12 protein-coding genes, 1 tRNA gene and 1 pseudogene are annotated in these 13,006 nt (G+C 68.2%); 7 read left to right on the forward strand and 7 right to left on the reverse strand.

Annotated elements, in window-relative coordinates:
* The 3 genes and pseudogenes from ACGFIE_RS02315 to ACGFIE_RS02325 all read left to right on the forward strand — a co-directional run.
* A pseudogene (locus ACGFIE_RS02315) lies at positions 1-637 on the forward strand (hypothetical protein); the annotation flags it as partial.
* A gap of 111 nt (positions 638-748) precedes the next feature.
* Complete coding sequence (locus tag ACGFIE_RS02320; RefSeq protein WP_393290196.1) at positions 749-1,375, forward strand: tetratricopeptide repeat protein; 627 nt, start codon at positions 749-751, stop codon at positions 1,373-1,375.
* Positions 1,372-2,649: a glycosyltransferase gene (locus tag ACGFIE_RS02325; RefSeq protein ID WP_393290198.1), complete on the forward strand. Its 1,278-nt coding sequence runs from the start codon at positions 1,372-1,374 to the stop codon at positions 2,647-2,649. Before ACGFIE_RS02320 ends, ACGFIE_RS02325 begins: the two co-directional genes overlap by 4 nt.
* Before the next feature lie 73 nt (positions 2,650-2,722).
* On the opposite strand, the gene ACGFIE_RS02330 is transcribed toward ACGFIE_RS02325, so the two are convergent.
* The 3 genes from ACGFIE_RS02330 to ACGFIE_RS02340 form a co-directional block, all read right to left on the reverse strand.
* Positions 2,723-3,079: a VOC family protein gene (locus ACGFIE_RS02330; protein ID WP_393290200.1), complete on the reverse strand. Its 357-nt coding sequence runs from the start codon at positions 3,077-3,079 to the stop codon at positions 2,723-2,725.
* A 9-nt stretch (positions 3,080-3,088) separates the two neighbouring features.
* A complete protein-coding gene (locus ACGFIE_RS02335; RefSeq protein WP_393290202.1) occupies positions 3,089-3,502 on the reverse strand; it encodes a VOC family protein in 414 nt (137 codons plus the stop codon).
* 99 nt (positions 3,503-3,601) lie between these two features.
* On the reverse strand, positions 3,602-4,450 hold the full coding sequence (locus tag ACGFIE_RS02340; protein WP_393290204.1) for an SGNH/GDSL hydrolase family protein: 849 nt from the start codon (positions 4,448-4,450) through the stop codon (positions 3,602-3,604).
* Between the two features lie 273 nt (positions 4,451-4,723).
* On the opposite strand from ACGFIE_RS02340, the gene ACGFIE_RS02345 reads away from it, so the two are divergent.
* Positions 4,724-5,368 carry a class I SAM-dependent DNA methyltransferase gene (locus tag ACGFIE_RS02345; protein WP_393290206.1) on the forward strand — a complete coding sequence of 215 codons (645 nt, stop codon included), beginning with the start codon at positions 4,724-4,726 and terminating at the stop codon, positions 5,366-5,368.
* 109 nt (positions 5,369-5,477) lie between these two features.
* On the opposite strand, the gene rarD is transcribed toward ACGFIE_RS02345, so the two are convergent.
* Together rarD and ACGFIE_RS02355 are read right to left on the reverse strand one after the other, a co-directional pair.
* Positions 5,478-6,377 carry an EamA family transporter RarD gene (rarD, locus tag ACGFIE_RS02350; RefSeq protein WP_393290207.1) on the reverse strand — a complete coding sequence of 300 codons (900 nt, stop codon included), beginning with the start codon at positions 6,375-6,377 and terminating at the stop codon, positions 5,478-5,480.
* Between the two features lie 95 nt (positions 6,378-6,472).
* The gene (locus ACGFIE_RS02355) at positions 6,473-7,678 is read right to left on the reverse strand and encodes an MFS transporter (RefSeq protein WP_393290209.1); all 1,206 of its coding nucleotides are present in this window, start codon (positions 7,676-7,678) and stop codon (positions 6,473-6,475) included.
* Between the two features lie 75 nt (positions 7,679-7,753).
* On the opposite strand from ACGFIE_RS02355, the gene ACGFIE_RS02360 reads away from it, so the two are divergent.
* Together ACGFIE_RS02360 and ACGFIE_RS02365 are read left to right on the forward strand one after the other, a co-directional pair.
* Positions 7,754-8,527 (forward strand): AraC family transcriptional regulator, encoded by a 774-nt coding sequence (locus tag ACGFIE_RS02360; protein WP_393290211.1) that lies wholly within the window; start codon positions 7,754-7,756, stop codon positions 8,525-8,527.
* Positions 8,528-8,627: 100 nt separating this feature from the next.
* Positions 8,628-9,506: an aminopeptidase gene (locus ACGFIE_RS02365; protein ID WP_393290213.1), complete on the forward strand. Its 879-nt coding sequence runs from the start codon at positions 8,628-8,630 to the stop codon at positions 9,504-9,506.
* A gap of 453 nt (positions 9,507-9,959) precedes the next feature.
* On the opposite strand, the gene ACGFIE_RS02370 is transcribed toward ACGFIE_RS02365, so the two are convergent.
* Positions 9,960-10,379, reverse strand: coding sequence for a DUF6086 family protein (locus ACGFIE_RS02370; protein WP_393290216.1), 420 nt, complete (start codon positions 10,377-10,379; stop codon positions 9,960-9,962).
* Positions 10,380-11,022: 643 nt separating this feature from the next.
* A tRNA-Thr gene (locus tag ACGFIE_RS02375) sits at positions 11,023-11,099 on the reverse strand.
* A gap of 143 nt (positions 11,100-11,242) precedes the next feature.
* Here ACGFIE_RS02375 and ACGFIE_RS02380 point away from each other — a divergent pair.
* Positions 11,243-12,976: a metallophosphoesterase family protein gene (locus tag ACGFIE_RS02380; protein WP_393290218.1), complete on the forward strand. Its 1,734-nt coding sequence runs from the start codon at positions 11,243-11,245 to the stop codon at positions 12,974-12,976.
* The last annotated feature ends 30 nt before the right edge of the window (positions 12,977-13,006 follow it).

Consider the following 13,006-nt stretch of genomic DNA (forward strand, 5'->3'; position numbering starts at 1 on the left):
GCAGGGAACTCAGGGCTTCCAAGGCGCCCAAGGCAACACCGGCGCACAAGGCGCCCAGGGCGACACCGGCGCGCAGGGAACTCAGGGCTTCCAAGGCGCCCAAGGCAACACCGGCGCACAAGGCGCCCAAGGCGACACCGGCGCGCAGGGAACTCAGGGCTTCCAAGGCGCACAAGGCAACACCGGCGCACAAGGCGCCCAGGGGGCGCAAGGCTTCCAGGGCAGCCAGGGCGAAACCGGTGCTCAAGGCGCCCAAGGCAACACAGGTCCTCAAGGACCGCAGGGAGCACAGGGCGCCCAAGGCACCGCCGGTGCCCAGGGCGACACCGGCGTTCAAGGCGCGCAAGGCTTCCAAGGCGCCCAAGGTGACACCGGCCCTCAGGGACCGCAGGGCGTACAGGGAGTGGCGGGCACCGGCATCCAGGCCGCCTATATTCAGGGACCGCTGACGGTGATCGCGGATACCCCCGTTGATTTCGGGTGCCAGGCCGGAGACATTGCCGTCGGAACCGGCTATCAACTGTCGGGCGCGGGTGTCAATCCGGTGCTGATCCAGCCCTTGTCGATCAGCGGCTACCAGTTCACTTTCACTGGCGGAGGCGCGGACATCTGGGTGTCCTGCATCTCACTCGACTAAACGGTCGCGTTCTGGGCCTGCGGCCAACACGTCGGGCAGCGCCGGTCGCAGCAATCACATCAGCAGGCCGGCCAGCAAATCCGAAGGCCCGCCATCGTTCAAGGAGAATAAATGAGAACGCGTCAGATACTCGGGTCGCTCGCCTGTGGTGCGGTCCTGCTGACCGGTGCCACAGGATGCAGCGAGGAGTCTCCTGGCAAACCGCAGCCGAGCAACTCCGGCAACAGCGATAAGCCGAACGGCGGCGACAACACCGGGGCTGCGTCGGCGGATCTGCTGAAGCTCGGGGTCGAACAGGGTCAAGCCGGCAAGCTCGACGAAGCGAAGGCCACGTTCGAGAAGGTGTTGGACGCCGACGAAAACAACAAGTTCGCCTGGTTCAATCTGGGCTTCATCGCCCAGTCACGTAACCAGAACGACGAGGCGATCAGCAGCTACGACAAGGCACTGGCCGCCGACGCCAGCTACAAGCCGGCCCTCTACAACAAGGCCATCGCGCTGGAGAGTACGGAGCCGACGAAGTCGGTGGACATTTACCGCAAGGTCGTGTCGATCGACAGCAAAGCATCGACCGCTTATCTTCGGCTGGGCACGCTGCTGTCCCAATCCGGTGACACCGCTGGGGCGCGGAACGCCTTCAGCACGGCGATCCGGCTGGACAAGCGGCTCGCGTCGTCGGTTCCGGCGAAGTACCGAGCGGCTCCGACCGCTTCGTCCTCGGCTCGGGCGGGGAGGTGACCGGCTCGATGCACACACCGCGCGTAACGGTCTTCACGGGAAGCAACCGCACTCGATTCATCGACGAATGTTTCCAGTCGCTGCTGGCGCAGACCTTCACCGACTGGGAATGGGTGGTGGTGCTCAACCAGGGGTCCCGTTGGCGGCCCGAGCGACATGACGACCGGGTCCGGCTCATCGTCCAGGACAACCTGAACGGCGTCGGCGCCATCAAGGGGTACGCCTGCTCCGAGGCTAACGGGGACATCCTCGTCGAGCTGGACGACGACGATGTGCTCAGCAGCGACTGCCTGCAGGAGATCGTCGCGGCCTTCGACCTCAACCCGGAGGTGGGTTTCGCCTACAGCGACACCGCGCAGATCCAGGAGGACGGTAGCCGCTGCGAAGACCGCTTCGCGAGTTCCTTCGGCTGGCGTCACTACGACGAGAAGGTGGACGGCCGCGAGGTGCTGGTCTGCCGCGCGATGCCGCCGACGCCGCACAATGTGAGCTACATCTGGTACGCGCCGAACCACGTGCGCGCCTTCCGCCGGGACATCTACGAGAAGGTTGGCGGATACGACGACTCGCTCGACGTCGCTGACGACGCCGATCTCATGGCTCGGATCTACCAGGTCAGCGAGTTCCACCACATTCAGAAGTGCCTGTACCTGCAGCGCATGCATGCCAAGAACACGCAGCGCATTCCCGACGTCAACGCCCGCATCCAGCAGCGCACCGTGGCGATATACGACCGGAACATCCAACAGAATGCGCTCACCTGGTCACGACGACAGGGGCTCCTGGCGATCGACCTCGGTGCGGCACACAACAAGCCGGAAGGCTATCGGGGTCTGGATTACCACGACGGGCCGGGCGTCGACATCATCTGTGACATCACAAACGGGGTCGACCTGCCGGACAACAGCGTCGGGGTCATCAGGGCAGTGGATTTCCTGGAACACGTACCGGACAAAGTCGCTCTCTTCAACGAGTTGTATCGACTGCTCGCGCCGAACGGAATGCTGCTGTCGCTGACACCCAGCACCGACGGTCGTGGGGCCTACCAGGACCCGACCCACGTGGCGTTCTACAACGAAAACTCGTTCTGGTACTTCACTGACGCCAAATATTCTCGATTCGTGCCTGAGATCAAGTGCCGTTTCCAGACGTCACGGCTGGTCACGTACTACCCGAGCGAGTGGCACCAGACGCACAACATCTCGTACGTCTCCGCGAATCTCATCGCGATCAAGGACGACACCCTACGCAATGGCGGTCTGTTGACCATATGAAATCGGGCGGAGTAACAAGCCCTCGTTGCCATCGCGCATCAGCGGCTGCTCGGCCGACATGGGCGGCAGACGGTCAGACCATCGGTGCCACCAGGCAGAGAACGTGCCCGTCCGGATCGGTGAGCACCGACTGTCGTTCACCCCAGGGCTGATCGGCGGGGGCGTCGACGACCTGGGCACCTGCCTTCTGCGCTGCGGTGGTCGCCTCGTCGACATCCGACACGAGGAAGCTCGCGGCGACACCGGCCAACCCGGGCGTGGGTGGGCGTTCGTGCAGCAGAAGCTCGACCCCGGTGTCCGCGACGGCGAGGACCACCATGTCACCCGCGCTGTACTTCTCCACCAGACCCAACGCATCCCGGTAGAGCGCCAGCGCCCGTTCCCGGTCGGCTACCGAGACGATGATGCGCCGTAGTCCACGTACCGTCATGGCGTCACCTTAACGGCGGGCGTGCGGCTCGACCGACACCATCCACAGGTGGCCGTCCGGGTCGGCGAAGACGCCCGCGTACCCCCAGGGTTGTGGGGTCGGCGCGGAGACCACCTCGCCGCCGGCGGCGTGCGCCCGCTCGACGATCGCGTCCGCCTCGGCCGGGGTGGCGGCGCCGAGGCCGAGCAGGCACTCGCTCTGCCCCCTCGGCGCTACCTCGCGTCCGCCGATCACCCAGCCGAAGCCGCCGGTCGGAATGAGCATCAGGCGCAGCCCGTCGTTCACCACGAACTGCAACGGCTCCGGGATGCCGTCATCGGCCGGCTCACCCACCGCCTCCAGGCCGAGACCGTCGCGGTAGAAGCGGAACGAGGTCGGGCGGTCGGCGATCGGCAGGCTGATGATCAGTGGCGTTGGCGGCATGGACGGCACCTCCAGAGGTTGGGCGAAAACGGCCAATCGGGGCCGCGCTTTCAGTATGGACAGCGGGCGTTGGTGCTCGCTGCGGTGACCGGACGTGCCTCATGAGTTGAGGTTCATCCCTGCGCAGGGAGTCCAGTCACCGACCGGTGCGCCCGGGCGACGGCCGACCAACCCACACGGCAGCGGCGCCAGCGGTACGCCCAACCGCGGGGCGATGGTGTTGTAGGCAAGCCGGCCCATCACGTCGTAACCACCGGGCGTGGGGTGCACTCCGCACTGGTCCAGGTAGCTCTCGGGGATGGACTGGTAGTCGATCCAGGTCGGTACACGCTTGCCGAACTCGTCGATGATCCTGATGCTGCGGTAGATCGCGTCGTTGACCACGGCTTCGCTCGCGGGCAGCCAGGCCGGGCTCGGGCCGGGTGGGGTCGTGCAGCCGGTCGTGCCATGTCCGGCGCTGTACTGCACGAGGGCCGGATACATGACGACGTCCGGGTCCATGTCCAGCGCCGTGTCGAAGAGTGTCCGGTACGTACGCTCGAACGCGGTGATCTGCTCCGCGCCGGCGGTCGACAGGTTGTTGTTCGTCCCGCAGTTGACCAGGATCAGGTCGGGTTGGTGCCTGCTGACCAGGTCCGCCATCCGCGACGTCCAGTAGTTGCAGGTCGTGCCTCCCAGCGCCGCGACGGCGAAGGTGTGCGGGACGCAGTTCTCGTTGAGCAGTCGCCCCAGCTCCGCGCGGTAGGCGGCGCTCACCGAGCCGGTCATCGTCGCGCCCTCGGTGATCGAGTCGCCCACGGTCAGGATCTTCATCGTCGGTCGGGCTGGCGTGGGACAGGCGGCTGCGGCGTGGGCGGTGACCGGTGTGCCCGCGGGCACGGACAGAGCGGCCGACACGAGTGCGAGAACGAGGGCGACGGCACCCAACAGCACGGGACGCAGTTTCATCGCGCTGCCCTCGGCAGTGCGGCGGCGGCTTGCTGGTTTCCGGTTCGGGCTGTACTCGGCGTGCCGGGAGAAGCCCCTTGGACGGGTACTGCGCAGCGGCGACGCGGAGCACGGCTGGGGGTTCGGCGAGGTCCGGATGTGACGCTGTGATTGTCGTTCATGACATTGACCGTATTGCCATGGACGGGCGCCCCGGAGGTCGGGTGGACGCGGTGCCGGATCGGCGTGCGTTGCTGATCGTCCCTTCCGCCCCCGCCCTCTAACGTGGCCGCCATGAGCGTCGACGGTTGGTTGGCAGACACCCGCACGTCCTACGACACGGTCGCGGTCAGTTACGCGCACCTGGTCCGGGACTTCCTGGCGCAGGCACCCTACGAACGGGCGGCTCTGGCGCTGTTCGCCGACCTCGTACGCTCCCGGGGTGGTGGTCCGGTCGCGGACGTGGGGTGCGGTCCGGGTCGCATCACGGCTCACCTGAACGGCCTGGGCGTCGCCGCTTTCGGGATTGACCTCTCCCCCGGGATGATCGCGGTGGCCCGCCGGGATCACCCCGAGCTGAGGTTCGAGGTCGGCACCATGACCGATCTCGACCTGGCCGACGGTTCGGTGGCCGGCGTGGTCGCCTGGTACTCGCTCATCCACATTCCCGACGAGCGGCTCGGCCAGGTCCTCGCGCACTTCCGGCGGGTGGTGCGCTCCGGAGGTCCGCTGCTGGTCGGCTTCCACGTGGGCGACGAGACGACCCTCAAGACCGAGGGGTACGGCGGCCATCCGATGAAGCTCCGTGTGCACCGCCGTCGGCCGGCCCAGGTCGCGGCCTGGCTGCGCGACAGTGGTTTCGCGGTGGAGGCCGAGATGACCGTCACCTCGCCCGAGAGCAAGCTCGGCGGCATCATCTTCGGACGACGAGAGCCCTGATCCCTCACGTCGTCAGCTCTCTGTGACTCCTGCTGGCCCCGAGCTGCGAACACTGTCGACAGTTGGTCATCGGCACGAATTCCGTGTCGTCGCTGATCGTGACGACGTCCTACGCTCGGCGGTCCTCGGGGCGGGTCTGCCGCCAGGCGTAGGAGGCCAGGAAGAACGCCGCGCCCGCCCAGACCAGGCAGTAGGCCCCCAGGCCTACGGTGCTTATCGATTCGTGCAGTCCGAAGTAGCCGATGAGGAACTGCATCGTCGGCAGCAGGAACTGAAGCATCCCGAGGACCGTCAGCGGCGTCCGGACGGCAGCGAAGCCGAACAGGACAAGCGGCAGAGCGGTGATCAGACCGGTGCTGACGAACAAGGCGGAGCGGACCGGACTGTGCGCGAAATGGCTCTGACCCGTCGTCGACAGGAAGGCGATGTACGCGGCGGCGGGAATGGCCAGCGCGGCCGTCTCCACCGCCAGTGCCCGCCAACTCGGCATGGCCGCCCACTTGCGGAGAAGCCCGTAGATTCCGAAGGTGGCAGCGAGACCGATCGCCACCCACGGCGGCCGTCCGGCGTCGATCCCCAGCCACACCACACCCCCCGTGGCCAGGGCCACGCCGGCCCACTGCGCGACAGCCATCCGTTCCCGCAGCACCACCAGGCCGAGAAGGGCACTGAAGAGCGGGTTTATGTAGTAGCCGAGGGCCGCCTCGATCACCCGCCCACTGTTGACCGCCCAGATGTAGAGGCCCCAGTTCGCGCCCACGAAACAGCCGGCGCCCGCCAGCAGCGCCAGGACTCGCGGCTGGCGGTGCAGCACCCGCCACCAGGTGAGGTCGCGCTGGATCGCCAGCACGATGACGACGAAGACCAGGGACCAGACGATGCGGTGGGCGAGGATCTCCATCGCGGGCGCCGGCTCCAGCAGCGGCCAGTAGAGGGTCAACAGACCCCAGATGAAGTACGCCGCGGTGCCGGCCAGAACGCCCGTGCTGGTTCGGCGTTCAGCGGTCACGGCGGGGATCACCTCGTGTGCAGGTGCGGTGTGGCCGGCTCGGGGACGGCCAACGCGCAGCGCAGCGGGGGTGGCGCCCGGATCGGCTGGCCGCGTCATTTCCGCGGCTCGGTGAGGAACACGCCGAGGGCCAGTGCCACCAGGGGAATCAGACAGATGATGGTGAACACACCCTGGGGCCCCCAGGACTGCGCCGCCACACCGAGGACGGGCGCGAGGAGGCCGCCGATGCTCACGGCGAGCCCGAGCGTCACACCCGCGGCGGTGCCGGGCCGCGTCGGCAGGTAGTCCTGGCCCAGCTTGACCAGGACGGCGAACGGGATGTTCAGGGCGATGCCGGCGAGCACAGCGAAGAGGAGCGGCGGGTACTCCCCGGGCGTGAACCGCAGGCCGACGAGCGCGGGGATGGCGACGATCGCGCCGAGCTGCACGGTGCGGACCATGCCCATACGGTCGGCGATCCGCCCGCCCAACAGCGTTCCGGCCACTCCACCGACCAGGAAGCACGCCAGCGCCGCGCCGGCGAGACTCTTGCCCGCGCCCAGATGGCGGATCCAGAACAACTCGATGAAGGTGATCGCACCGAAGAAGGCGACCGACCTGACGGTCTCGATACAGGTCAGCACCAGAAAGGGAACCCACTGGTCGCGGCCGCTGTGCGAAACGCCGCGTCCTGCCGGCCGCTGTAGTCGATTGCGGTACAGCAGGAAACCCATGAGTACGGCCGGCGGAATGAAGAGCGCGGTCGCGCCCACGCCCATCGCGATCAGCGCGGGAGTGGCCAGTACCGGCGCGAGAAAGAACCCGACACTGCCCCCGGCGGCGAAGATGCTCATGGCTGTCGCGCTCTCGCCCGCCGCCACCCGAGCCGACTTCCCGGCGGCCGGATGGAACATCGCCACCCCGAGCCCCGACACGCAGAGCAGAAGCCAGACCGCCGCGTAGCTGTGCACGAGACCGGAGAGCCCGAGCCCGATTCCGGCGAGCGTCACCCCCGCCGCAGCGAGCCAGTCGAGCCGGTATCGGTCGACGGCGACGCCGACGAAAGGCTGCGGAATGGAGCTGCCCAGGGTCGCGGCGAGCGTGAGACCGCCGGCGGCGACGTAGCTGTAGTGGCGATCCAGCACGAAGTACGGAACGCAGGCCGGCACCAGACCCTGGTAGAGGTCGTCGACGGCGTGGGCCGCGCCCCACAGGCGCATCCGTCGCCACGCCGACGGTTGCCCGTCCAGGCCCTCGGCCGGTGCCAGCGCTGGCTCCGCGCTGAGCGGATTCGCTCGGCTGCTTGTCTCTGCCACCATCAGCTCTCTCGTTAGGTGTCCTGCAGGAAGAATGCCCGGTCCTCCAATTGCGGGCTATTGATATCCTGCCGATTTATGTCGGCAAGCAGCCACGATGTGGACGGGCCTGCCCGGGTGCCCCTGGCCGACCGCGACCGGATCGACTGGCACCACCACCCGCGCCACCAGTTGGTCTGCCCCCGCAACGGCGTGCTGGGAGTGTCGACGCCGACGGCGATGTGGACCGTGCCGCCGGACCGGGCGGTGTGGATTCCGGCCGGCGTCGCCCATGCCCATCGGGCGTACGGCCCCACCGACATGCGCGCGATCATGTTCGACCGCCCGCTGAACCCGCTGGGCGTGGATCAGCCGACCGCCCTGGCCGTCTCGCCGCTGCTGCGCGAGGTGATCGTCTGCCTGACCGACGACGAGGAGTTGACCGACGACGAACGGGACAACCTCGAACGCGTCGCTCTGGACCAGCTACGACGGGCGGCCACGTTGCGCCTGCGCCTGCCGTACCCGGCCGATTCCCGGCTGCGGAACCTTGCCGAGATCCTGCTCGACGACCCCACCGACCGCCGCACCCTCGCCGAGTTGGGCATGGCGGTGGGGGCCGGTGCGCGTACCCTCAGCCGGCTCTTCCGGGAGCAGACCGGGATGTCGTTCCCGCACTGGCGGACGCAACTGCGGCTGCACCACTCGCTCACGTTGATCGCCGAGGGCGAGTCGGTGACCACGACCGCCGCGGCCAGCGGTTACAGCGGTCCCAGCGCGTTCATCCAGGCGTTCCGGGCCTACTTCGGGATGACGCCGGGCGAGTACTGCCGGGACCGGCGAGGCGCCGACTTCTCTCCGACCGCGAACTGACCGGCCGCGGCTCCGGGCCGTCGTGCGGCCGGCAGCGGCAACCCCGCCACTCGCTCAACCGGGGCTACGCACCAACGACTCACGTGTCACGATCTCCGCCATGCGTCTTCCGTTCGGCCTGCTCGTCGCATCCGTGGCGGGCGGTCTGCTCTCGGCCGCGGCGGCGCTGCTCGCCATGCCGGCTGCGTCGATGCAGTTCGGCCTGGTCATGCTGCTCGCACTGCTCGGCTACGTTCTGCTGCATCGCGGTGCGCGCCGGGTGCGATGGACCGTCGCCGCCGGTGTCGGGCTACTGGCCGTGGTGGCGGCCATGAGACTGCTCTGGCATCAGGAGCAGGTCATCGACGTGGGCTGGGTGGCCTACGGGCCAGCGGCAGAGACGTCCATCGTGGGGCGATGGCGGGACGCGATCGACAGGCAACGGCTCGCCGCGCTGGGTGTGGCGCTTGGCGTTGTGTGTCTCGCGGCCGGTGTGTTGGCGCTACCGTCTCGTGGCAGACGGCGGGGTGCGGCGACGGCAGTCCTCGCGCTGCTGCTGTTCGCCTGGTTCGGGCTGGACTCGACCCAGGAGTTCGTCGACCATCCCCTGCCGGAGCTGCTCGGGACGGTGTGGCCGGCGCTGCTCGCCGCCCTCGTGAGCATGGGGGCACTCGCGCTGTCCGGAGGGCGGGCCGACCGCCGTCGGCTGCTCCCGGCGGGGTTGTTCCTGCTGTCCCTCACAGCGGCAGACATGTACTCGAACCTCGCCGCGGTGTGGTCCGGCTGGTGGAAGATGACAAACCCTGACCAGGACCCCTTCCTGGTAGCAGGGATGGCGGTGGGCGCGTCAGGGGAAGCCTCCCTTCAGGTCTCGTCGGCCGTGGAGACGGCGATCGCGCTCGCCGGGGCGGGGTTGGCTGCCGTCGGCGCGCTGCGCAGTTCCAACGAGGCCGCGGACCGGCCGGGCTTCCCGCTGACCGGCGACGGAAACCCGGGATAACGCCGACGGTGACGACGGCTTCCCGGCGTAGTGCACCTCGGCAGGTGTGGCCGGACCTCGACGTGGTTGGGGTCGCCGGCCCACTGATCCGAGTTCAGGGGGTCGGGGAGGCCGTCCTCGATTCGCGGCTCCCCCGGCACGACCTGCCTGCGGAAGTTGTCGAACCCTCTCCTGTGCAGGTGAATACGTTGCCTGCCCGGACTGACGGCGACAAGCAAAAGGCCCAGGTCATGATCCGCAATCATGCCGGTGACCTGGGCCTTTCTGTGGAGCCGCCTGACGGAATCGAACCGTCGACCTACGCATTACGAGTCGGCTCCATGGCGCTGGTCCGCCCCGTGGTCCCCCTGCTTGACGTAGTGTCCCCGTCCGCGATCGTCCGCTGTTGCTCGCCGGTTTGCCTGCTCGATTGGCTGCTCGACCGTGCCAGGTTCGAACGTTGCGACCTGGCGGTCAGGCCGAGATGGAGGTTGCGAGGCCATCGGCCAGGGCGAGCAGTCTCTTCGCCTGCGTGATGTCACTGCGACCGTCACGTAGGTCCCGGGCCTTCTTGGGATCCCTCGCAGCGGTTTCTGCGAGCAGAGGTACGTCTCCGCCAGCCTTGCGCAGCAGTGCGAGCGCCGTCGGAAGGAAGCCCTCGATCAGCGGGACGAGGACCCTGTGCCTGCCTTCTAGGTACCGCCGAGTGAGTTCCCCGACGAACTCCTGATACGTGGGCAGGTCCACGTCGTACTCGTCCCGCTCGAGGTCTCGGATGCCGTGAGGCCGCCCGGTAACCACGACCATCGCCCCAGCGGTCTGATAGAAGAGTTGGGCCACCGTGGTAGCGACATCCCAAACGTCGATGCCGTGGACGCTGAAGCACTGACTCACTCAACCATGATCGCCAGTAAGCGCCCTGGCCGCAGCCCTACGCGCCATGCATGATCCGGACTTCCGACGCAGCGCCCTACCCCTGACGCCTCGCTTACAAGCTCTGTGCACGGTTGTCCGTGCTCGTCCGGGAACGGCTGCACGCTCGGAGCTTCGTCCACGCGGACTCTTCAGCGTGCTTACGTCCGGCGCGGTTGCTGTCGACAGCCATCCGGCACGCGGCTCAGGCCCCCGGGGGATGCGGACGCAAGCTGTGGGCCAGTGCCAGGCGGTGGCGAATCGCGTCGACGAGCAGGTCTCGGCCGTCGTCGCCTGACGTTCGGGCTCGACCCGTATCAAGGCTTGCGCTGCCTTCTCGCTGCCTCGCCGCAAGGGGCATAGGAGGTGTCTGACGAGAGCCGGAACAGTCTTCACAGTCAGCCCCGCGAACGCGCGTCAGCCTCGGACGAGAGGGCGACACCGTCACTCTCAACATCTACGCACACGTGGCCCCCCAGGTCGCGCGGGAAGCTGCGGCACGACTGGCGGGGGCGCTGTGGTCCGGTGAGCAGGTTGGCTGCTCACTTGGCTGCTCGGTCTAACGACGGCAAGCAAAAGGCCCAGGTCATGATCGGCGATCAAGCCGGTGACCTGGGCCTTTCTATGGAGCCGCCTGACGGAATCGAACCGTCGACCTACGCATTACGAGTGCGTCGCTCTAGCCGACTGAGCTAAGGCGGCAACGATCAGCAAGTGTACGGCACCCCCCGACCTCGGACCGAACGGGATACCCCCGCGCCTCCGCTGGCACCAACCGGACAACAACCGTCATCTGGCTGATTACCAGACAGCGCTTCACGGGGACCGGCACTACGCTGCGGCGGGTGAGTGACGAACGCGACGATCACCAGACCTCGGCGGGCGAGCCCGACGGGGAGCGGGCCCCTCGCCGGCCGCGCTCCACCGATCCGCTGGAGCTGGGCTTCACCCCCCGCAAGCCGGTGCCCTGGCTGGCCCCGTTCCTGCTGATCAGCACCGGCATCCGGACGCTGCTGGCGATCCTCTTCGGCGCGTACCTGGACAAGCGCGAGTTGCAGAATGCCTTCGGCGACGACATCTTCCGCCAGGCGGGGCCGGACGGCGGGCTGTGGCTCGACTACGTGGCCGACCTCGGTGACGGCTTCCACGCCACCTACTCCGTCGCGTACCTGCTGGCGCAGCCCGAGCTGACCGTGGACGGGCACCGGCTGCCCCGCGCGCAGACCCTGGTGATGGGCGGGGACCAGGTGTACCCGTCGGCGGCCTACGCGGAGTACGAGAACCGGTGCAAGGGGCCCTACCAGGCCGCGCTGCCGGCGACCCCGCCCGACCGTCCCACGCTGTTCGCGGTGCCGGGCAACCATGACTGGTACGACGGCCTGACCGCTTTCCTGCGCTTGTTCGTCCGCTCCCGGGACCGTAACTTCGCCGGCTGGCGCACCGGGCAGTCGCGGTCGTACTTCGCCGTGGAGTTGCCGGCCGGTTGGTGGCTGCTGGGTGTGGACGACCAGTCCGGCTCGTACCTGGACGACCCGCAGTTGGCCTACTTCGACGAGGTGGCCCGGCGGCTCACCCCGGAGTCGAAGGTGATCATCGCGGCGCCGTCGCCGACGTGGGTCAAGGCCGCCGACGACCCGACGGCGTACGACTCGATCGACTACTTCGTCCGGACCATCATCGACCCGACCGCGGCGCAGGTGCGGCTGCTGCTCTCCGGCGACCTGCACCACTACGCCCGCTATGCCGGCCCGGACCGGCAGTTGATCACCTGCGGGGGTGGCGGGGCGTACCTGTACCCCACGCACAAGCTGCCGCAACGCATCGAGGTGCCACCCCGGGACACCCTGGCCCGACGGGCCAGCCGCACCCAGCCGTACGACCTGGTGGCCCGCTATCCGGACGCGGCCCGCTCCCGGCGCTACGGGTGGGGCATCTTCGCCCGACTGCCGTTCCGCAATCCCGGCTTCACCACGTTGCTCGGCACGCTGCACACCCTGCTGATGCTGGCCATGGCGGGAGCGACCGCGAACTGGGCCGACAGCACCAACCAGCGTCTGTTCAGCGTCCCGCTGGTGCTGATGGTGCTCGTGACGGTGGTGGCGGCGGCCCTCTTCGCCAAACCGCCGAGCGCCAGCGGCAAGCGGCATGCCCGGCACTGGATTCTCGGCGTCAGCCACGGCGTGGCCCAGGTGGCGCTGGCCGCCGGTGGCACGTGGATCTGGTTGGCGCTGCCGTTCTACGACTGGCCGTGGCCGCTGCCGGCGGCCGCCGCGGCGGTGCTGTACGGCCCGGTCATCGGCCTGGTGGCGAGCCAGCTGGTAGCGGCGTACCTGCTGGTCGCCGGTTCGTTCGGTGTGAACGTCAACGAGCTGTTCGCCGGGCAGGGCATCGAGGATTCCAAGTCGTTCCTGCGGTTGCGCATCGACCCGGACGGCACGCTCACCGTCTATCCGATCGGGGTGGACCGGGTCTCCCGCGACTGGCAGGTGAACCCCGACGACGACCCCACGACAAGCTGGCTAACCCCGAAAACCCCGCTAACCCCCCACCTGACAGAACCCCCGATAGTCCTGCACTAACCCCGCCCTAACCCCGCCCGACCCCCGCCC

The organism is Micromonospora sp. NPDC049275, from assembly GCF_043197115.1.
Lineage (GTDB): Bacteria > Actinomycetota > Actinomycetes > Mycobacteriales > Micromonosporaceae > Micromonospora.

Excerpts from the sequence above, each read along its gene's own strand:
- ACGFIE_RS02320 (WP_393290196.1), top strand. The coding sequence starts at position 749 with ATGAGAACGCGTCAGATACTCGGGTCGCTCGCCTGTGGTGCGGTCCTG.
- ACGFIE_RS02330 (WP_393290200.1), bottom strand. The coding sequence starts at position 3,079 with ATGACGGTACGTGGACTACGGCGCATCATCGTCTCGGTAGCCGACCGG.
- ACGFIE_RS02335 (WP_393290202.1), bottom strand. The coding sequence starts at position 3,502 with ATGCCGCCAACGCCACTGATCATCAGCCTGCCGATCGCCGACCGCCCG.
- ACGFIE_RS02340 (WP_393290204.1), bottom strand. The coding sequence starts at position 4,450 with ATGAAACTGCGTCCCGTGCTGTTGGGTGCCGTCGCCCTCGTTCTCGCA.
- ACGFIE_RS02345 (WP_393290206.1), top strand. The coding sequence starts at position 4,724 with ATGAGCGTCGACGGTTGGTTGGCAGACACCCGCACGTCCTACGACACG.
- ACGFIE_RS02355 (WP_393290209.1), bottom strand. The coding sequence starts at position 7,678 with ATGGTGGCAGAGACAAGCAGCCGAGCGAATCCGCTCAGCGCGGAGCCA.
- ACGFIE_RS02360 (WP_393290211.1), top strand. The coding sequence starts at position 7,754 with ATGTCGGCAAGCAGCCACGATGTGGACGGGCCTGCCCGGGTGCCCCTG.
- ACGFIE_RS02365 (WP_393290213.1), top strand. The coding sequence starts at position 8,628 with ATGCGTCTTCCGTTCGGCCTGCTCGTCGCATCCGTGGCGGGCGGTCTG.